At 60.4% G+C, this 18,733-nt stretch carries 24 protein-coding genes; 14 read left to right on the forward strand and 10 right to left on the reverse strand.

What is annotated here, in order from left to right:
- Positions 1 to 22 precede the first annotated feature (22 nt).
- The 8 genes from U873_RS0107785 (at position 23) to recX (ending at position 5,168) form a co-directional block, all read left to right on the forward strand.
- Positions 23 to 586, forward strand: coding sequence for a glycoside hydrolase family 19 protein (locus U873_RS0107785; protein ID WP_025127709.1), 564 nt, complete (start codon positions 23 to 25; stop codon positions 584 to 586).
- 156 nt (positions 587 to 742) lie between these two features.
- Positions 743 to 1,258, forward strand: coding sequence for a hypothetical protein (locus U873_RS0107790; RefSeq protein WP_029978240.1), 516 nt, complete (start codon positions 743 to 745; stop codon positions 1,256 to 1,258).
- A 75-nt stretch (positions 1,259 to 1,333) separates the two neighbouring features.
- Positions 1,334 to 1,519 (forward strand): Com family DNA-binding transcriptional regulator, encoded by a 186-nt coding sequence (locus U873_RS35070; RefSeq protein WP_081818619.1) that lies wholly within the window; start codon positions 1,334 to 1,336, stop codon positions 1,517 to 1,519.
- 8 nt (positions 1,520 to 1,527) lie between these two features.
- A complete protein-coding gene (locus U873_RS0107795) occupies positions 1,528 to 2,370 on the forward strand; it encodes a putidacin L1 family lectin-like bacteriocin (protein ID WP_025127712.1) in 843 nt (280 codons plus the stop codon).
- A gap of 230 nt (positions 2,371 to 2,600) precedes the next feature.
- Complete coding sequence (locus tag U873_RS36605) at positions 2,601 to 2,879, forward strand: hypothetical protein (RefSeq protein WP_157838068.1); 279 nt, start codon at positions 2,601 to 2,603, stop codon at positions 2,877 to 2,879.
- Between the two features lie 176 nt (positions 2,880 to 3,055).
- Complete coding sequence (locus tag U873_RS0107805) at positions 3,056 to 3,556, forward strand: CinA family protein (RefSeq protein WP_025127714.1); 501 nt, start codon at positions 3,056 to 3,058, stop codon at positions 3,554 to 3,556.
- A gap of 83 nt (positions 3,557 to 3,639) precedes the next feature.
- Positions 3,640 to 4,692 (forward strand): recombinase RecA, encoded by a 1,053-nt coding sequence (gene recA, locus U873_RS0107810; protein ID WP_025127715.1) that lies wholly within the window; start codon positions 3,640 to 3,642, stop codon positions 4,690 to 4,692.
- An 8-nt stretch (positions 4,693 to 4,700) separates the two neighbouring features.
- The gene (gene recX / locus U873_RS0107815; RefSeq protein ID WP_025127716.1) at positions 4,701 to 5,168 is read left to right on the forward strand and encodes a recombination regulator RecX; all 468 of its coding nucleotides are present in this window, start codon (positions 4,701 to 4,703) and stop codon (positions 5,166 to 5,168) included.
- 40 nt (positions 5,169 to 5,208) lie between these two features.
- On the opposite strand, the gene U873_RS0107820 is transcribed toward recX, so the two are convergent.
- Positions 5,209 to 6,327 (reverse strand): TIGR00730 family Rossman fold protein, encoded by a 1,119-nt coding sequence (locus U873_RS0107820; protein WP_025127717.1) that lies wholly within the window; start codon positions 6,325 to 6,327, stop codon positions 5,209 to 5,211.
- 452 nt (positions 6,328 to 6,779) lie between these two features.
- Here U873_RS0107820 and U873_RS0107825 point away from each other — a divergent pair, with 452 nt between their 5' ends.
- Entirely contained in the window at positions 6,780 to 6,974 is a 195-nt protein-coding gene (locus U873_RS0107825) for a hypothetical protein (protein ID WP_025127718.1), read from the forward strand.
- On the opposite strand, the gene U873_RS0107830 is transcribed toward U873_RS0107825, so the two are convergent.
- The gene (locus U873_RS0107830) at positions 6,975 to 7,400 is read right to left on the reverse strand and encodes a quorum-sensing-regulated virulence factor family protein (protein WP_025127719.1); all 426 of its coding nucleotides are present in this window, start codon (positions 7,398 to 7,400) and stop codon (positions 6,975 to 6,977) included. It lies immediately after the preceding gene.
- A 191-nt stretch (positions 7,401 to 7,591) separates the two neighbouring features.
- On the opposite strand from U873_RS0107830, the gene U873_RS0107835 reads away from it, so the two are divergent.
- The gene (locus tag U873_RS0107835) at positions 7,592 to 8,305 is read left to right on the forward strand and encodes a tRNA-uridine aminocarboxypropyltransferase (protein ID WP_025127720.1); all 714 of its coding nucleotides are present in this window, start codon (positions 7,592 to 7,594) and stop codon (positions 8,303 to 8,305) included.
- Here the strand turns inward: U873_RS0107835 and U873_RS0107840 are convergent.
- Positions 8,286 to 9,194: a DMT family transporter gene (locus U873_RS0107840; protein ID WP_025127721.1), complete on the reverse strand. Its 909-nt coding sequence runs from the start codon at positions 9,192 to 9,194 to the stop codon at positions 8,286 to 8,288. The genes U873_RS0107835 and U873_RS0107840 overlap by 20 nt on opposite strands.
- An 87-nt stretch (positions 9,195 to 9,281) precedes the next feature.
- Positions 9,282 to 9,440, reverse strand: a complete 159-nt coding sequence (locus U873_RS36610; RefSeq protein ID WP_157838069.1) for a hypothetical protein — start codon at positions 9,438 to 9,440, stop codon at positions 9,282 to 9,284.
- Between U873_RS36610 and erdR the strand changes: the two genes are divergently transcribed.
- Together erdR and U873_RS0107855 are read left to right on the forward strand one after the other, a co-directional pair.
- Positions 9,433 to 10,083 carry a response regulator transcription factor ErdR gene (erdR, locus tag U873_RS0107850; RefSeq protein WP_025127722.1) on the forward strand — a complete coding sequence of 217 codons (651 nt, stop codon included), beginning with the start codon at positions 9,433 to 9,435 and terminating at the stop codon, positions 10,081 to 10,083. The two genes, U873_RS36610 and erdR, sit on opposite strands and share 8 nt — an antisense overlap.
- Before the next feature lie 75 nt (positions 10,084 to 10,158).
- A complete protein-coding gene (locus U873_RS0107855) occupies positions 10,159 to 10,521 on the forward strand; it encodes a diacylglycerol kinase (RefSeq protein WP_025127723.1) in 363 nt (120 codons plus the stop codon).
- Position 10,522: 1 nt separating this feature from the next.
- Here U873_RS0107855 and U873_RS0107860 read toward each other — a convergent pair whose 3' ends face one another.
- Complete coding sequence (locus U873_RS0107860; protein WP_025127724.1) at positions 10,523 to 11,449, reverse strand: LysR family transcriptional regulator; 927 nt, start codon at positions 11,447 to 11,449, stop codon at positions 10,523 to 10,525.
- 119 nt (positions 11,450 to 11,568) lie between these two features.
- On the opposite strand from U873_RS0107860, the gene fpr reads away from it, so the two are divergent.
- Positions 11,569 to 12,348 carry a ferredoxin-NADP reductase gene (gene fpr / locus U873_RS0107865; protein ID WP_007923929.1) on the forward strand — a complete coding sequence of 260 codons (780 nt, stop codon included), beginning with the start codon at positions 11,569 to 11,571 and terminating at the stop codon, positions 12,346 to 12,348.
- Between the two features lie 119 nt (positions 12,349 to 12,467).
- On the opposite strand, the gene tsaA is transcribed toward fpr, so the two are convergent.
- The 5 genes from tsaA to rimO all read right to left on the reverse strand — a co-directional run bounded on the left by tsaA (position 12,468) and on the right by rimO (position 16,483).
- The gene (gene tsaA, locus U873_RS0107870) at positions 12,468 to 13,163 is read right to left on the reverse strand and encodes a tRNA (N6-threonylcarbamoyladenosine(37)-N6)-methyltransferase TrmO (protein WP_025127725.1); all 696 of its coding nucleotides are present in this window, start codon (positions 13,161 to 13,163) and stop codon (positions 12,468 to 12,470) included.
- A gap of 76 nt (positions 13,164 to 13,239) precedes the next feature.
- On the reverse strand, positions 13,240 to 13,701 hold the full coding sequence (locus U873_RS0107875) for a DUF1456 family protein (RefSeq protein WP_025127726.1): 462 nt from the start codon (positions 13,699 to 13,701) through the stop codon (positions 13,240 to 13,242).
- Positions 13,702 to 13,762: 61 nt separating this feature from the next.
- Positions 13,763 to 14,473 carry an rRNA pseudouridine synthase gene (locus U873_RS0107880; RefSeq protein ID WP_025127727.1) on the reverse strand — a complete coding sequence of 237 codons (711 nt, stop codon included), beginning with the start codon at positions 14,471 to 14,473 and terminating at the stop codon, positions 13,763 to 13,765.
- Positions 14,474 to 14,555: 82 nt separating this feature from the next.
- Positions 14,556 to 15,029 carry a GNAT family N-acetyltransferase gene (locus U873_RS0107885; RefSeq protein WP_025127728.1) on the reverse strand — a complete coding sequence of 158 codons (474 nt, stop codon included), beginning with the start codon at positions 15,027 to 15,029 and terminating at the stop codon, positions 14,556 to 14,558.
- A 116-nt stretch (positions 15,030 to 15,145) separates the two neighbouring features.
- The gene (gene rimO, locus U873_RS0107890; protein WP_025127729.1) at positions 15,146 to 16,483 is read right to left on the reverse strand and encodes a 30S ribosomal protein S12 methylthiotransferase RimO; all 1,338 of its coding nucleotides are present in this window, start codon (positions 16,481 to 16,483) and stop codon (positions 15,146 to 15,148) included.
- Positions 16,484 to 16,863: 380 nt separating this feature from the next.
- Between rimO and U873_RS0107895 the strand changes: the two genes are divergently transcribed.
- Positions 16,864 to 18,705, forward strand: a complete 1,842-nt coding sequence (locus tag U873_RS0107895) for a potassium transporter Kup (protein WP_371261291.1) — start codon at positions 16,864 to 16,866, stop codon at positions 18,703 to 18,705.
- Positions 18,706 to 18,733: the final 28 nt, after the last annotated feature.

Here is an 18,733-nt window from a genome sequence, read left to right on the forward strand (position 1 = left end):
ATCCAACCTCGAAAACCAGACCATGCCTATCACCGAACAACAACTGCAACAAATCCTCCCCAACGCCCGCCGCCAAGCGGGCGTTTTTGTTTCTCCACTCAACACCGCCATGGCCCACCGGCAGATCGATACGCCGAAGCGCCAGGCGGCCTTTCTCGCCCAGATCGGCCACGAATCCGGGCAACTGCAATACGTGCGCGAGCTCGGCAGTGATCAATACCTGAGCAAGTACGACACCGGCACTCTCGCCGCGCGCCTGGGCAATACACCTGAGGCCGATGGCGATGGCCAGCGGTATCGCGGGCGTGGGCTGATCCAGATCACCGGCCGCAGCAACTATCGCCAATGCAGCCTCGGGCTGTTCGGCGATGAACGCCTGCTGGAATTGCCGGAGTTGCTGGAGCAAGCGCAATGGGCTGCCGAATCGGCAGCCTGGTTCTGGGAGCGTGGCGGGCTCAATGCCCTGGCTGATCGCGACGAGTTCAACAGCATTACCCGGCGGATCAATGGCGGTCTGAACGGCCTGCAGGATCGCCTGCAGCTCTGGGCCAGGGCGCGGGCGGTGTTGTGTCTGCCGGCGATCTGAGCGGTAGGCAGGAGGTATTTCTGCGCTGCCACAGAGTCGGGTTTGGTTCGGGCGACACGGGCTGCAGGCGTCCAGTCCTATCAACCGCGGCGCCTCTTTGGGGGCGAACGCAGCGCTACCGAATCTCGTCCTTCATCTCGGCAAAGGAGCCTTGCGATGAACCTACGCAACTGGTTGGCCATCGTCATCGCGGCCGGGCTGCTCTATGCCCTCGGCTACGTCAGCGGTGCCAGTAATGAGCGGATTAACCACCAGGCGCTTGAAGAGACTCGGCTCAGGCAATCCTTTGAGCAAGGCCAGGCTTTGGGCACGGTCAAGGAAAAGGTGGTGGTCGAGTACGTCGATCGCATCGTCAAGGTCCACCAGGCGGGCGCCAGCCTTATCAAAGAGGTTCCTATCTATGTCACTAAAACTGCGGATGACGCTTGTGTCGTGCCTGACGGTTTTGTCCGGGTGCACGACGCCGGCGCCGCCAACCTGCCCCTGGCCGCAGGCCCCAGCGTCACTGATGGCAGCGCCTCGGGCCTTGCACTCTCTACCGTCGCCGCCAGCGTCGTCGACAACTACAGCCAATGCCACGCCAATACCGAGCAATTGAGGGCGTTGCAGCAGTGGGTGCGGGAGTCCCAGGCGTTGTTGCAAGGTGCTCCGGCGATGCAACGACGGCCTTGAGGCTTGTATGCAAATGGATCACTGTCGCGGCTTTTTACAATCGCGTTAAGTGGTTGAAACTAAATGGATTTTTAGATGTTAAAAGAATGCAGGTGCGGTCATTGCAAACGGCTTCTCGCCCGCGTGGGTGAGTTTACTGAGCTCCAGATCAAGTGTTCCCGCTGTGGAACCTTGAACCATGTGAAGGCCTCGAGCCTCGGGCAATCGCCTATGAGCGACATGGGAGCGGACTTCCCCGCGACTGATCACTCGACTCAATAGGTATCACTATGGCTTGGATTCGATACGACTTTACCGATAACGGTTCTTCTGTACTCCCGGCTCGCTATTACATGGCGCCGAACCAGTATCTGCAGTCGCCCAACAAGCGCTTCAAGTTGCTCTTTCAGCCAGATGGCAATCTCGCGCTCTATGACGGTGCGCAGTTGGCCTGGGTCGCTGACCAGAACACTCCCTTCACCAATGTGAGCAAGGGCAACAAGAAAGACCCGATGATGGTCTTCATGAACTATGGCTTCGTCCTGGATGACCCGCTGCGTGGCCGTATCTGGTCGACGACACCGAGCGATCCCACCATGGGCTCTCGCGAGGATGCGTCCTTGCGTGCCTTCACTCAGGTTCAGGATGACGGCAACATCGTGACCGTCGACACCATCCCGCACTGGTATGCACCCAACGGTCGCGTGTTCACTCCGGCAGTCGGGGCGGCCATGATCATCGGTGGCGCTACGGAGTTGGTACCGGGCCAGTTCTACCGTGCGGGCGATCATTCCCTGGTCTTCCAGGGCGATGGCAACCTGGTGGTCTACGGTCCCAACACGAGCGTTGTCTGGGCGACCTATACCCAGAACAAAGGGGGTGTGCGCTGCGTCATGCAGGAAGACGGCAACCTGGTGATCTACACGGCCAGCAATGCCGTTGTGTGGCAAAGCGGTACGAGCGGCCGTCCTGGCGCAACCATTCGCCTGCAGGCCAACGGCAGCTTCACCATCGTGACCGAGCGGCCGATCTGGGCCCGTTTCGGCTATACCCCCACCATCAAGCCTCCGCGTGTCTTCTACCCGGATCACAGGTGGCAAACGGCTAGTTACACCTGGAATAACGTGTTCTAAAAGCCTGCGGGAGCCTCGCGATGGTGCGGGGCTTTTGCCGATCCTCTTCGAGAGCTCGGTGGGTTTGCCGTCGCGGCTTGCCCATTGAGAAAGCCATGAGCTTCGAATTCATCGCCCTTGAGCGACATGAAAACGGCACTTTCCGTGACCGACCATGCCATTCAAAGGTGAAAAATATGAACGCAGTAACCATGGGCAAGCACTTCATTACCGTATTCCCATAAGGGATTGTGGAGAACGTTTCGGCTGCTCAAAACACAGGTGGCCTGATCATCCAGACGGGCTTGATCAAGACCTCGACAGGCGTCGTCGACCTGTATGTGGGGCCGACCGGTTCTTCCATTTCCAATGCGGCCGTCATCTTCTCTGGCAATGGCTCTACCATTTCCGGCAGTGACTCCGAGATTGTCATGCCATACCCGATCCGTATTCCCGTGGGCCAGGCGTTGTGGGCATACGCGTCGACTCCGGGCGGCGCAATCGCATTGACCTGGGACTTGCTGGCCTGACCTTTCTGCCGGGCGCGCGCGATCTCGCACGAGCGCCTTCCTGCTTCTTGAAGCATGCTCGCAAGGTTCAGTTGAAGCAGTGTTCCAGAGCCGTCCGGTTTCCTGACAACCTGTCACTTGCAAGCCACCTCGCCTGGTGTACGGTAGGCACACGCCAGCCCCATCAGGAGAGGACTGTGAAAGAAATTACCCAGCTTGCCGCTGAACTCGGCAGGCGTCTGCAGGTTCTGAATGCCCACGTCACCACGGCGGAGTCCTGCACAGGCGGGGGGATCGCCGAGGCCATTACGCGAATTCCGGGAAGCTCGGCCTGGTTCGAGGCCGGTTATGTCACCTATTCCAATCGGCAGAAAACCCAGCAACTGAATGTGCCGACGGAGTTGTTCACGTCGGTCGGTGCAGTCAGTCGCGAAGTGGTCGAGGCGATGGTTCTGGGCGCTCAGGCCAAAAGCCATGCGCGTTTCGCTGTGGCCGTCAGTGGCATCGCCGGCCCCGACGGTGGCTCCGCGCAGAAGCCAGTGGGTACGGTGTGGCTGGCCTGGGGCGCGGGAGAGACGCTGACCACCGAGTGTCGACACTTTCCCGGCAACCGTGATGAGGTCCGCCGACAAACGGTGAAGGCCGCGTTAGAGGGGTTGCTGCAACATGCCGCGGCAGAAATCGCAAATCAGGGGTAGGCGATCCTCGAACGCTGTGGAATAATACTGGCTACTTATACAGGTGTTGGCCGTCAGGCCTTATTGATTACGTGAGGACTTTAATGGACGACAACAAGAAGAAAGCCTTGGCTGCGGCCCTGGGTCAGATCGAACGTCAATTCGGCAAGGGTGCCGTAATGCGTATGGGCGATCACGACCGTCAGGCGATCCCGGCCATTTCCACCGGCTCTCTGGGTCTGGACATCGCGCTGGGCATTGGCGGCCTGCCAAAAGGCCGTATCGTTGAAATCTACGGTCCTGAGTCGTCCGGTAAAACCACGCTGACTCTGTCGGTGATCGCTCAGGCACAGAAGGCCGGCGCCACGTGTGCATTCGTCGACGCCGAGCACGCACTGGATCCGGAATACGCTGGCAAGCTGGGGGTCAATGTCGATGACCTGCTGGTGTCCCAGCCGGACACCGGCGAACAGGCCCTGGAAATCACCGACATGCTGGTGCGCTCCAACGCGGTTGACGTGATCATCGTCGACTCCGTGGCGGCCCTGGTGCCCAAGGCTGAAATCGAAGGCGAAATGGGTGACATGCACGTGGGCCTGCAAGCCCGTCTGATGTCCCAGGCGCTGCGTAAAATCACCGGTAACATCAAGAACGCCAACTGCCTGGTGATCTTCATCAACCAGATCCGCATGAAGATCGGCGTGATGTTCGGCAGCCCGGAAACCACCACCGGTGGTAACGCGCTGAAGTTCTACGCTTCGGTTCGCCTGGACATCCGCCGTACCGGCGCGGTGAAGGAAGGCGACGAAGTAGTCGGTAGCGAAACCCGGGTCAAGATCGTCAAGAACAAGGTGGCTCCGCCGTTCCGTCAGGCCGAGTTCCAGATTCTTTACGGCAAGGGTATCTACCTCAACGGCGAGATCATCGACCTGGGTGTGCTGCACGGTTTCCTGGAAAAATCCGGTGCCTGGTACAGCTATCAGGGCAACAAGATCGGTCAGGGCAAGGCCAACTCGGCCAAGTTCCTGCAGGACAACCCGGAGATCGGCAACGCGCTGGAGAAGCAGATCCGCGACAAGCTGCTGACCGCTTCGCCAGACGTCAAGGCCAACCCGGTCAAAGAAACGTCAGACGACATGGCTGACGCTGATATCTGATTGATCCAATGACCGCCGTACTCGATACCCTCGTCGCGGTGCGGCGAACTGCAATGGACCTGCTCGCGCGACGCGAGCACGGTCGAGTCGAGCTGACGCGTAAACTGCGTCAGCGCGGCGCCCCTCCTGAAATGATCGAAGCCGCCCTTGACCGTTTGACGGAGGATGGGCTGCTGTCCGAATCCCGTTACCTTGAAAGCTTTGTGTCCTACCGTGCCCGTTCGGGATATGGACCCTTGCGTATCCGTGAAGAACTCAGCCAGCGTGGTTTGCAACGCAGCGATATCGAACTCGCCTTGCGCGAGTGCGGTATTGACTGGCAGGAGCAACTGCAAGATGTCTGGCGGCGCAAGTTTTCTGGGCAGTTGCCTGTGGATGCCCGGGAGCGTGCCAAACAAGGGCGTTTTCTGAGTTATCGCGGCTATTCCATGGAAATGATCGGCCGCTTGTTGAGTGGCCGAAACATCGACGACTGACGCCATACCCGCTGCATGATGCAGCGGGCGCCGGCGGTGGTCAGATGGTTTTGCTGGTTTCTCTTTCGCGTTGATTGGCCTTGGGTTGAGGCCTGGACCAGTTCTCTGGCAGGTTGATGAAGTCGATCAACTCGCGCAGCCGGCCGTTATCTCGGGCATTGAAGGCGAATGACAACCGTGCCAGGTGGCTGAATTGCACGTCGTCGTGTTCCTCTGCGCTGTAGGCATGTTGCTGAAATTGACCGCTCAGGCACAGGTCGGCGAATACCGTCTGCATAGACAGCAGGGCCTGTTCATTGAGGTTGTAGTTCATGCGGATGACGAACTGCTGCTTCAACCAGCGGCTGGAGTGGAAGTTGGCATAGAACTGCTGGATCTCCTCGACGGCTTCTTCGGTGCTGTGTACCAGGCGGACCAGCTTCATGTCGCTGGGCAGGATGTAGCGGTTGGCCTCCAACTGGTTATGGATAAAGTCCAGGGCGCCTTGCCAGAACTGCCCGCCAGGCACGTCGAGCAGCACCACCGGTACCAGTGGGCTTTTGCCGGTCTGGATCAGGGTCAGTACTTCCAGGGCTTCGTCGAGAGTGCCGAAACCACCGGGGCAGAGCACTAGGGCGTCGGCTTCCTTGACGAAGAACAGCTTGCGGGTAAAGAAGAAATGGAATGACAGCAGGTTGTCGGTGCCGCCGACCGTGGGATTGGCATGTTGCTCGAAAGGCAGGGTGATGTTGAATCCCAGGCTATGATCCAGCCCAGCACCGTCGTGGGCTGCGGCCATGATGCCGCCGCCGGCGCCGGTAATGACCATCAGGTCAGATCGAGCCAGAGCCGCTCCCAATTCCCTGGCCATGGCATAGAGCGGGTGTTCGCTGGGGGGGCGTGCCGAGCCGAATACCGTCACTTTGCGTCGGCCCTTGAACTGTTCCAGTACCCGAAAAGCGTGTTCCAGTTCGCGCAGCGCCTGCAGGGTGATCTTGGCGTTCCAGCGGTTGAGGTCGTCCGCGGCCATTCGCAGGATGGTCAGGACCATGTCGCGATACAGGGGGAGATTGGGGCTGTTGGGGGCAATCTGGTTGAGCTGTGATTCGACCAGGTTCGTGAGGTCGACACCGCCGTTGTCAATGTGACGGTTTGAAAGATCGTTCGATGGGTAGGGCATTCAGATTCTCCTTCTGCACAGAACCTTGTGCACGGCCGAGATATTCGAACGTGCCACGACACTGCCTGTGTCGCTGTCTGCTCAGCTCAACGGGTGAGCCTTCTTCTAACGTGATCACTGCTGACAGTTGCCGGGCAGTGCTCAAGTCATCCACAGAGGTCCTGCTTTCCTTTATTGAGAAAACAACTGCACTGCAAGACGCCAAGGGGCGGCCTCCTGAACCGCCCATAAGCCATCAATGGCATGTTTCGGACAGGCCTTTATCATGTGCCCATGAAGTCTGGGCTGGCAACCGCTTCTTGCTGATTCCACGGGGCTCGGCGCCGCTGGTCAGGAGGCGTGGCAAGGGTTCGAGGCTCTGATTTACTAAGGTACAGCCCAGGTTCAGGAGCAAGTGCTCCGGCAAGGGCGAGGGTGCTTTCACCGGTGCAGCCGAGGGCATGGAGGCAGGGATGACGACTGTCATGCTGGATATCGATACGTCGCTGTATCAGCTGTTGCAAGCTGCAGCCGCGGCCCATCATTTGAGCCTGGAGCAAGAGTGTCGGCGCCGATTGGCCGCAGAAGAACGGCCCTCGCGTTATTTGCAGGCCCTGGTGGCGGAGTTGCGCGCCGATGATCAACAGCGGCGCGCTACCCGTTCGTGATCACTTTTTCTTTTGTGCACCCTGCGAAGGGCAGTCCGACTCCTGAAAGCGCGCCGAGGCTACCGGGCGGTTGGTGCGGTTTTCGGTGAACTCGTACCGCATGATGGCGCCCTTGGCCATCAATTTGCGGTAGTTGGGGTTGCGACAAACACTGGCACCTAGTTGCAGGTAGACCGCCTTGGGGTTGGCGCGCATCTGTTCAGCGTGGCCGGCCTGCACGCTGAGGTGGTTGATCAGTTCCTTGCCTTCAACGGTATAACCCTGGTCGAGAATGTTCTCGTTGATTTCCCGAGGAGTGCCGACGTTGCTCTCCGCAGCGACCTTTTCCAGCATTTTGCCCAGTTCGAACTCTTGCAGGGACGCAGCCTGGACGCCCAGGGGCAGGGCCAGCAGCAGGGCGACGGTAGGGATGGTAAAGCGCAACATGAAACTCTCCTGGTGCAGTGACTGATGCTTCGACCCGCCACTCGACTGTGCGTTCAGTGGCGACGAATTATAGGGGGAGTGCCAGGCAGGCGGTACAGGTTTGAACAGATAGCTCTGATAAACTTGTCCGACTTTTTACCCTCTTGAGTGTTTCCCGTGTCTATTCCTTTGCTGTACCGGTGTGGCCCGCGATGAGCCATGCGGTATCCCGTCTACGTGATTTACGTATGGAGCGTTCGCTCAAGCCTTTCTTCGCACGGGGCTCACGGGCTGAACGTTGCTCGCGCTGTCGGGTGATTCCCAGCCATTGCCTGTGTGCCTGGCGGCCGAGTGTCAGTGCCAAGTCGGCCATGTGCCTGGTGATGCATGATGTCGAACCGCTCAAGCCGAGCAACACCGGTTGGCTGATTGCCGATGTGATTGCTGACACCTGGGCGTTTCACTGGGCCCGTACTGAGGTCGATCCGCAGTTGTTGGCATTGCTCGCCGATCCTCAATGGCAGCCTTATATCGTTTTCCCGGGGGAGTTTGTGGCGCCTGAGCGGGTGGTGGGCGAAGTCAGGCAGGAGCCGGGCAAGCGCCCACTGTTCATCCTGCTGGATGCGACCTGGAGCGAAGCCCGCAAGATGTTCCGCAAGAGTCCTTACCTGGAGCATTTGCCGGTCTTGAGCCTGTCCTCCGAAAAGCTCTCGCGCTACAAATTGCGCCGTTCCAAGCGTGATGATCACTTCTGCACCGCCGAAGTGGCGGCCCTATGCCTGGACCTGGCAGGGGACGAACAAGTCAGCCAGGTAGTGGATGCCTACCTGGATGTGTTCAGTACCCACTACCTGTCGGCGAAGTTCCAGAAAGCGATCGATCCGGATGACGAGGTGCATGCCCGTCTCAAGCCTTTTGTGTCGTAGTGGGAGGCAGCTGGGGCTTCTGCGGCCATAGCTGGGCCACCAGCATCCCGCAGAGCATCAGTGCGCAGCCGAAGTAGCCGCGCATCTGCAGTGACTCATCCAGCAGCCAGGCCCCGGCAATGGCGGCAAATACCGCCTCAAGGGACAGGATGATCGCGGCGTGTGACGCAATCGCATCCTTCTGCGCAATCACCTGCAAGGTGTAGCCGATGCCGACGGCAATCACCCCGCCGTAGAGGATCGCAGGGCCCGCGGCGACAATCGCGTCCCAGTGAATCGGCTCCAGGCACAGTGCCAGGATCAGGCTTGCCACCGAGCAGGTGGCAAATTGCAGGAATGCCAGGCGAATCGGGTCATGCCGGCTGGCGAATACACCCACCAGGATGACGTGCCCGCCCCAGACAAAGGCGCCGATCAATTGCAACCAATCGCCCGAAGCCACATGAAAGCTGTCACCGACGCTCAGCAGGAACATGCCCACCACGGCCAGTGCGGCGCCGAGCCAGGTTCCCAGGCCAGTCTTGTGGCCGATCAACAGCCCCAGCAGCGGCACTACAATGACATAGAGACCCGTGATGAACCCGGCGTTGGTGACACTGGTAAACATCAGCCCGACTTGCTGCAGGTTGATTCCCAGGGCGAGGGCCAGGCCCATCAGTACACCGCCCAGCAACAATCCGCGATTGAGCAAGGGCTCGGGTTGGCGATCGGCGGAAGTTCTGCGCAGCACCAGTGGCAAGAGGCACAGCGAGCCCAGGGCGAAGCGCAGGCCGGAATAGAGGAAGGGGCCGATGTGATCCATACCGGAGGTTTGTGCGACGAACGCCGAACCCCAGATGACCGCAGTAATCAGCATCAGGACATCGGCACGCAAGGCTTGGCTTCGCATGATGGCTCTCTTATTAGTTAGCCGGCTACGATGCCGCAAAGCTTCATGCTTGACCACCCCGGCTTCGCTGGGCATGCTTGGCGCCGATTAGGGCGCCAGCGCTGTTTCGACCCGCGCGCCGTGCAGGTTTTTCGCGGTGTTTGTGCTCTTCGGGTGCCGAATTCTGGCGCGCTCCCGTGTTGCTTTGGTGAGGATTGAATGCATCAGTCCTGCCATGAAAAACAGGATCATCTGAAAAATGGCCACATACGAAATCCTGATTGCCGATGACCATCCGCTGTTTCGCGGAGCCCTGCATCAAGCTGTCACTCTGGGGCTCGGGCCCGATGTGCGCCTGGTGGAAGTGGCGAGCATTGCCGAACTGGAAGCCCGCCTCACTGAAAAAGCCGATTGGGACCTGGTGCTGTTGGACTTGAACATGCCCGGCGCCTATGGTTTTTCCGGCCTGGTGCTGTTGCGCGGGCAGTACCCGCAAATTCCGGTGGTGATGGTGTCGGCGCAGGAAGAGGCGAGCGTCATGGTGCGCTCCCGTGAGTTCGGGGCCAGTGGCTTCATTCCCAAGTCCAGTTCTCTGGAGGTCATTCAGCAGGCCGTGCGCAGTGTGCTCGACGGCGATGTCTGGTGGCCGCCACAGGCTTTTGAGGAGGTCAGTGTCTCGGCCGAGGTCAAGGCTGCCAGCGAAGGATTGGCCAGCCTGACACCCCAGCAGTTCCGAGTCTTGACCATGGTCTGCGAGGGCTTGTTGAACAAGCAGATCGCCTATGAGTTGAGTGTCTCGGAAGCGACGATCAAGGCGCATGTGACGGCGATCTTCCGCAAGTTGGGAGTGCGTACCCGCACTCAGGCGGCGCTGCTGCTGCAACAACTTGAGTCAATTTCCAGCCATTGATCGGCTGTTTGTTCACGCTTTTTTGACTTTTGTTGAACTAGCTTCCCCACTCCTTTTTCTGCAGTTGCCCAGCTTATGTCGCCTTTCAAAGGTCAAACCGGTCTTAAACGTATCCTTAACGCCGCCGGCTATTCGTTCGATGGCTTGCGCGCGGCGTTCACTGGCGAGGCGGCATTTCGTCAGCTGGTGTTGCTCAACGTGATCCTGATTCCCCTGAGCTTTTTGCTCAATGTCAGCCGGGTCGAGCGGGCGCTGCTGATTGCCGTGTGCTTGCTGGCGCTGATTGTCGAGTTGCTCAATTCGGCAGTGGAAGCGGCCATCGACCGGATTTCCCTGGATCGCCATCCCTTGTCGAAAAACGCCAAGGACATGGGCAGCGCCGCGCAGTTTGTCGCCTTGAGCATGATCACCATTGTCTGGGCGGTGATCCTGCTCTGAGCTAGGGAATGCTCGGCAGGACGATTTCGTCGCTGCGTTGCACCCCGGCGGTAAAGGCGCGGCACAGCTCGAGAAATTCACGCATGGCCGAGGTCTGGTACTTCTGCTTGTGCCAGATGAAGTAGAACTGCCGGGCCAGGTCCAGGCCCGGCGTCTCCACCGGCACCAGGCTGCCGCGACGAAATGCGTCCCGCAGCGCCAGCCTCGATATGCAGCCAATCCCCAATCCCGATTCCACCGCGCGCTTGATGGCTTCGGTGTGTTCCAGTTCCAGACGAATGTTCAGCGCGCTGCGGTGATGACGCATGGCCTGGTCGAAGGTCATGCGGGTTCCGGAGCCCTGTTCGCGAAGAATCCAGGCTTCATGGGTCAACTCCTCCATGGTGGCCTGGCCGCGTTTGGCCAAGGGGTGCTGGGGCGCGCAGAACACCACCAGTTCATCCTCGACCCAGGACTGCACTTCGATATCCGGGTGGCTGCAGTCACCTTCAATTAGACCCAGATCAATTTCGTAATGGGCGACCTGTTGCACGATATGCGCAGTGTTCTGCACATGGAGCTTCACCTGACTTTCCGGGTGCTGTTGCATGAAGCTGCCGATCAGCAGGGTTGCCAGGTAGTTGCCGATGGTCAGGGTGGCGCCGACCGAGAGGGAGCCGAATCCCGACTTGCCATTGAGCAGGTCCTCGATTTCCTTGGCCTGGTCCAGCAGGGCCACCGCCTGGGGCAGCAGTTGCTTGCCCAGGGCGTTGAGGCTCAGGCGCTTGCCGGCGCGGTCGAACAGTTGGCAACTGGATTGGCGCTCGAGCTCGGTGATCGAGGTGCTGGCCGCCGATTGGGAAAGGGCCAGCAGCCCGGCAGCACGAGAAACGCTCTCTTGCTGGGCGACGGCGACGAAGACTTGCAGTTGACGGAGAGTAAATCGCATATCGATATAACCGATAACCCTTATCTTAATAATCCAGTTAACAGATATTGTCGCCGCCATTAGAATGCTGTGCAATTGCGCTCATGGTCAGCGCAGGCAATTTCTAGGAGCCCCCGTACATGAGCAACATGAACCACGAGCGTGTCCTCAGTGTTCATCACTGGAATGACACTCTGTTCAGCTTCAAGTGCACCCGCGATCCGGGTCTGCGCTTCGAGAACGGTCAGTTCGTGATGATCGGCCTGCAACAGCCCAATGGCCGTCCGCTTATGCGTGCTTACTCCATTGCCAGCCCGAACTGGGAAGAGCATCTCGAATTCTTCAGCATCAAGGTTCCAGACGGTCCGTTGACTTCCCAGCTGCAACATTTGAAGGAAGGCGACGAGATCATCATCAGCAAGAAGCCAACCGGTACCCTGGTACTGGATGACTTGAAGCCGGGCAAACATTTGTACCTGCTCAGCACCGGCACCGGCCTGGCGCCGTTCATGAGCGTGATCCAGGATCCGGAAACCTACGAGCGTTTCGAAAAAGTGATCCTGTGCCACGGCGTACGCTACGTCAACGAAGTCGCCTACCGCGAATTCATCACCGAGCACCTGCCGCAGAACGAGTTCTTCGGTGAAGCCCTGCGTGAGAAGTTGATCTACTACCCCACCGTGACCCGCGAGCCGTTCGAGAACGAAGGCCGCCTGACTGACCTGATGCGCAGCGGCAAGCTGTTCAGCGACATCGGCCTGCCGCCGATCAACCCGCAGGACGACCGCGCCATGCTGTGCGGCAGCCCGAGCATGCTCGATGAAACCAGCGAAGTGCTCAACAGCTTCGGCCTGACCGTTTCGCCGCGCATGCGCGAGCCGGGCGACTACCTGATCGAGCGCGCGTTCGTCGAAAAGTAGGCGCGAGCTTGCTCGCGAAGAGCGCCCGGGCAACGCATTCGCGCTGCCTGGGCGGCTAGCAGACACAGAAAAGCCCGCGTTGCCTTTCCAGGCAGCGCGGGCTTTTTCGTTTCCGGGATTCAGCCTGCGGGGACCACTTCCAGTACCCGGATCAGCCCTGGCTCGGGGTAATGCCAGCGCACGTCCAGGTCCCAGAACTGGGCACCGTACTCCCGCTCGGCAGTGGGCACCTGGTAGGCCGGGCGCGGATCCTGGGCCAGGCATTGCTCGATCAGCTCCACCAATGGCTCCTGAAGGCGCTGAGCGTGGATCTGAGCCTGTTGCAGGGCAATGTCCTGCCACTGCACCGGAATAATCTGTGGCGCGGCGCTGGCGATCTCATTGCTCGCCGTGGAGATGATGTCCGCGTAGGGCACATAGGGCTTGATGTCGAGAATTGGCGTGCCATCCAGCAGGTCGATGCCGGAGATCCACAGGCGGTTGGCCGCGACCTTGTCCAGCTTGACCACCGACTGGCCGATGCCATTGGGCCGGTGGGTGGCCCGGGTGGCAAACACCCCCATGGACTTGTTGCCTCCCAGGCGCGGCGGGCGCACCTTGAGTCGCGGCTTGTCTTCCAGGGCCTGGTGAAACAGGAACAGCAGCCAGACATGGCTGACCTGCTCCAGCCCCTGCACTGCATCGCCCTGATCGAAGGGCGCCACCAGTTCCAGGACGCCGCGGGCGGCTGGCGCCAGTTGTGGCTGGCGCGGGATGGCGAACTTTTCCTTGAAGCAGGAGCGCACGAAGCCGATGGGGGAAACGCTGTAGGTCATTTGGCAAGCCTCAAGCTTTGAGCTGCAAGCCGCAAGCTACAAGCCTTGAACTTGCAGCTTGAAGCATGCGGCTGTCTTAAGCTCTGACACGCAGGGTCAGGCCCTTGAGGAAGTTGCGCAGCAGTTGGTCGCCGCATGGGCGGTAGTTGGTATGGCCGAACTTGCGGAACAACGCGCTCAACTCAGGCTTGGACACCGGAAAGTCGGCTGCCTTGAGCACCGCGTGCATGTCATCTTCCTTCAGTTCGAAGGCCACCCGCAGCTTCTTCAGGATGATGTTGTTGGTCACCGGCAGTTCGATCGGCAGTGGTGGACGGCTGTCGTCCTTGCCGCGCTTGAAGATCACCAGGCCATCGAGGAAGTGCGCCATGACTTCGTCTGGGCAGTGCACGAAACCTTCTTCCTCATCCTTCTTCAGGTAGCTGACGACGTCGTTCAGGCTGACCTTGAAACCGGTGAGCTGGATGATTTCGACGACTTTCTTGTCGCTGATGTCGAGCATGTAGCGCACGCTGCGCAGTACATCGTTATGAATCATGTCTAGTGTCCTGATCAATGCGTGTTGGCGCCGCACAGAGGGCACGGCGCCGAAATGGGGCTTAGAACTTTTCCTTGGCCGACAGGTAGCGCCATTGGCCCAGCGGCACCTTGCCGATGGACACGCCGCCGATGCGGATACGGCGGATGGCGACGACCTTGAGGCCGACGGCCTGGCAAAACAGCGCAATCACGCCCGGCTGCGGGTTCTTCATGGCGAAGCGAAGACGGTTTTCGTTCTGCCAGCTGGCTTTCACCGGCGGCAGCTCGCGGCCTTTGTAGGTCAGGCCGTGGTTCAGGCGGTTGAGGCCGTGGTCGATCATCTCGCCCTCGACCTCGACCACATATTCCTGCTCGATCTTGGCAGCGTCGGCGGTCAGCTTGCGCAGCACCTTCCAGTCCTGGGTGAACACCAGCAGGCCGCTGGCGTTGGGCTGCAGGTCAGCGCTGGCGGTCAGGCGCAGGAAATGCCCGCGCAATGGACGTTTGCCATAGCGATGCTCCTCGGACAGGCTGTCGGCGCCGATGGACTGCAGGGCGCTGTCCAGGTCCTGGCCGGCGGGCACGTTGAGCAGGATGGTCACCGGCTCTGGCGCGGTGGCCTTGGCCTCGGGGTCGAGGGCGACGGTTTGCGTGCCGACCTTGAACTGCGGTTCGTCGATGACTTCGCCGTCTACGGTGACCCAGCCGCCCTCGATGAACAGCTCGGCCTCCCGGCGGGAGCAGCCAACCAGTTCGATGAGGCGTTTGGAGAGACGAATCGGGTCGGTCATGACAGGGGCCGTAACAAAAGGGGGCAGCCATTGTACCTGCCCGGCGCCGGTTAATCGCCCATCGATTTTCCGGCTGTGGCTATTAGCCGCGCCGGGCCTGCAGCAAGGGTTGCTTCAGGCGCATGTGCAGCAGCGGGTAGGGCTGGCCCATGCCGTCCTGTTCGGAGCGACCGATGACCTCGAAGCCCTGCTTGAAGTAGAACCCCAGGGCTTGCGGGTTCTGTTCATTGACGTCCAGTTGCTGGGCATTCAGGTGCTCTACCGCGTAATGCAGCAGTTGCCGGCCCAGGCCCTGGCCACGGTGGGCCGGGTCGATGAACAGCATTTCGACCTTGCCCGCTGCGACCCCGGCAAAACCGGTGATGCGCTGGCGTGGGTCCCTCGTACAGATCAGCATCACCGCGTCCAGGTAGCGGCTCAGCACCAGCTTTCTGAGCAGTTCGATGTAGCTGTCCGGGAGAAAGTCGTGGGTGGCGCGTACCGAGGCCTCCCAGACCTGGGTCAGTTCCGGGTAGTCGCTGAGCTTGGGGGTATGGATGACCGGATGTTGGCGCATGCGCCTGTCTCTTGTGTGATCGGCTGCAGTGATTGCAGGCCCGCCAGAAGCAAACGATAGACCGAAAAAAGCCCCGCATCTCGTGGCGAGAGCGGGGCTTGGCAGTTTTTTACGCCTTACAGGGTTTCGGCCCAGAGGTCGTATTCATCGGCGTCGGTCACCCGGCACCAGACCTTGTCGCCCGGCTTGAGGTCGCCGGCGCCATCGATGAACACGTTACCGTCGATTTCCGGGGCGTCGAAGAAGCAGCGGCCGACCGCGCCGTTTTCGTCGACTTCGTCGATCAGCACTTCGATTTCCTTGCCGATGCGCTGTTGCAGGCGTGCCGAGCTGATTTCCTGCTGGTGCGCCATGAAGCGCTCCCAACGGTCCTGCTTGACCTCGTCCGGGACCACTTCCAGGTCCAGGTCGTTGGCCGGAGCGCCTTCCACCGGCGAGTACTGGAAGCAACCGACGCGGTCCAGCTGGGCTTCGGTCAGCCAGTTCAACAGGTACTGGAAGTCTTCCTCGGTTTCGCCGGGGAAGCCGACGATGAAGGTCGAACGGATGATCAGCTCGGGGCAGATTTCGCGCCAGTTCTTGATCCGCGCCAGGGTCTTGTCTTCGAAGGCCGGGCGTTTCATCGACTTCAGCACTTTCGGGCTGGCGTGCTGGAACGGGATGTCCAGGTACGGCAGGATCTTGCCGGCGGCCATCAGCGGGATCAACTCGTCCACGTGCGGGTACGGGTACACATAGTGCAGACGGACCCACACGCCCAGGGTGCTCAGGGCTTCGCAGAGTTCGGTCATGCGGGTCTTCACCGGCGCGCCGTTCCAGAAGCCGGTGCGGTATTTCACGTCCACGCCATAGGCGCTGGTGTCCTGGGAAATCACCAGCAGTTCCTTGACCCCGGACTTGACCAGGCGCTGGGCCTCGTCGAGTACATCGCCCACCGGGCGGCTGACCAGCTTGCCGCGCATCGACGGGATGATGCAGAAGCTGCAGCTGTGGTTGCAGCCTTCGGAAATCTTCAGGTAGGCGTAATGCCGCGGGGTCAGCTTGATGCCTTGGGGTGGCACCAGGTCGATCAGCGGGTTGTGGTCCTGTTTCGGCGGCACCACTTCGTGCACCGCACTGACCACTTGCTCGTACTGCTGCGGGCCAGTCACTGCCAGCACGCTAGGGTGCACGTCACGGATATTGCCTTCTTCCACGCCCATGCAGCCGGTGACGATGACCTTGCCGTTTTCCTTGATGGCTTCGCCGATCACTTCCAGGGATTCGGCCTTGGCCGAGTCGATGAAGCCGCAGGTGTTGACCACCACGACATCGGCGTCCTGGTAGGTGGACACGACGTCATAGCCTTCCATGCGCAGTTGAGTAAGGATGCGCTCGGAGTCGACCAGAGCTTTTGGGCAACCCAGGGATACGAAACCGACTTTCGGGTTGGCCGGCGCGGAGGGGGTGGACATGTCTAACCTCGGTATGGGGTGTCGAATCACTTGGGGGGCAAGTGCGACGCTTGGGCGCTGGCTGCGCCTCTGATCAAAAAGTGCGCAATTCTAGCGATGGTCGAGGCGCTTGACCAGCTTTATGCAGGGGAAATACGACGAGCGCTGGACTATGCTTCCTTCCGTTATACCCGGTGGTTTTCATACGGCGTTAGTTAGGCCGCAAGTGGTAATAAAAACCTGCAAGTTACCTGGAAAACTGCACAAGTTTAAAGAATAGCCCTTGTATAACCTTGCGCTTTCTATATAAGAAGCCCCGGTCTTGGTAGTAGGAGTCATTGATGGGTCAGGCAAGCGGTCAGGCGGTGAGTGGCGAGCACTCCGGGGCTAAGCCTCTGGGGATGTTGGTGGCGGCGGTGGGGGTGGTGTACGGCGATATCGGCACCAGTCCGCTCTACACCCTTAAAGAGGTGTTTTCCGGTAGTTACGGCGTCCAGGTCAATCACGATGGGGTGTTCGGCATCCTGGCGCTGATTTTCTGGTCCTTGATCTGGGTCGTCTCGATCAAGTACGTGCTGTTCATCCTGCGGGCCGACAACCAGGGCGAGGGCGGGATCATGGCCCTGACGGCGTTGGCCCGGCGTGCATCGGCTTCCTACCTGAGATTGCGCTCGGTGCTGGTGATCCTGGGGCTGATCGGCGCGTCGCTGTTCTATGGCGACAGCATGATCACCCCGGCGATCTCGGTCCTGTCAGCGGTGGAAGGGCTGGAGCTGGCGTTCAGCGGCCTGGAGCACTGGGTGGTGCCCCTGGCGCTGGTGGTGCTGGTAGCGCTGTTCCTGATCCAGAAACACGGCACTGATCGCATCGGCAAGCTGTTCGGCCCGGTGATGGTGGCCTGGTTCCTGGTGTTGGGAGGCTTGGGAGTCAACGGCATTCTCCAGCACCCGGAAGTGCTGCAAGCGCTGAACCCGGTGTGGGGCGTGCGCTTCTTCATTGTCCATCCGGGCATGGGCGTGGCGATTCTCGGCGCCGTGGTGCTGGCACTGACCGGTGCCGAGGCCCTGTACGCCGACATGGGCCACTTCGGCCGCAAGCCGATTGCCCGTGCCTGGTTCGCCCTGGTGCTGCCGGCCCTGGTGCTGAACTACTTTGGCCAGGGCGCGCTGCTGCTGGAGAACCCCGAGGCGGCGCGCAACCCGTTCTACCTGCTGGCGCCGGGCTGGGCCCTGATCCCACTGGTGGTGCTGGCGACCCTGGCCACGGTGATTGCTTCCCAGGCAGTGATTTCCGGGGCCTTCTCCCTGACCCGCCAGGCGATCCAGCTGGGCTACATCCCGCGCATGCACATTCAGCACACCTCCAGCGCCGAGCAGGGCCAGATCTATATCGGCGCAGTGAACTGGTCGCTGATGGTGGGGGTGATCCTGCTGGTGCTGGGCTTCGAGTCCTCCGGCGCCCTGGCCTCGGCCTACGGCGTGGCGGTGACCGGCACCATGCTGATCACCAGCATCCTGGTGGCCGCGGTGATGCTGCTGCTGTGGAAATGGCCGCCCGTGCTGGCGGTGCCAGTGCTGGTGGGCTTCCTGTTGGTGGACGGGCTGTTCTTCGCCGCCAACGTGCCGAAGATCGTCCAGGGCGGTGCCTTCCCGGTGCTGGCGGGGATCGTGCTGTTCATCCTCATGACCACCTGGAAACGCGGCAAGGAGCTGCTGGTGGATCGCCTGGACGAAGGCGGCCTGCCACTGCCGATCTTCATCGGCAGCATCCGCGTGCAGCCGCCGCATCGGGTCCAGGGCACCGCGGTGTTCCTCACCGCGCGCCCAGACGCCGTGCCCCACGCGCTGTTGCACAACCTGCTGCACAACCAGGTGCTGCATGAGCAAGTGGTGCTGTTGACCGTGGTCTACGAAGACATTCCCCGGGTGCCCGCCCAGCGGCGCTTCGAGGTGGATTCCTATGGCGAAGGTTTCTTCCGGGTGATCCTGCACTTCGGCTTCACCGACGAGCCGGACGTGCCGGAAGCCCTGAAGCTGTGCCACCTGGATGAACTGGACTTCAGCCCGATGCGCACCACCTACTTCCTCAGCCGCGAGACGGTGATCGCCTCCAAGCTCGAAGGCATGGCCCGCTGGCGCGAAGCGCTGTTCGCCTTCATGTTGAAGAACGCCAACGGCAACCTGCGCTTCTTCAAGCTGCCGGTGAACCGGGTGATCGAACTGGGCACCCAGGTCGAGATGTAACCCCGAGCCAACAAAAGCCCCCGTTGCC

Origin of the sequence: Pseudomonas sp. PH1b (genome assembly GCF_000633395.1) — a bacterium.
GTDB lineage: Bacteria > Pseudomonadota > Gammaproteobacteria > Pseudomonadales > Pseudomonadaceae > Aquipseudomonas.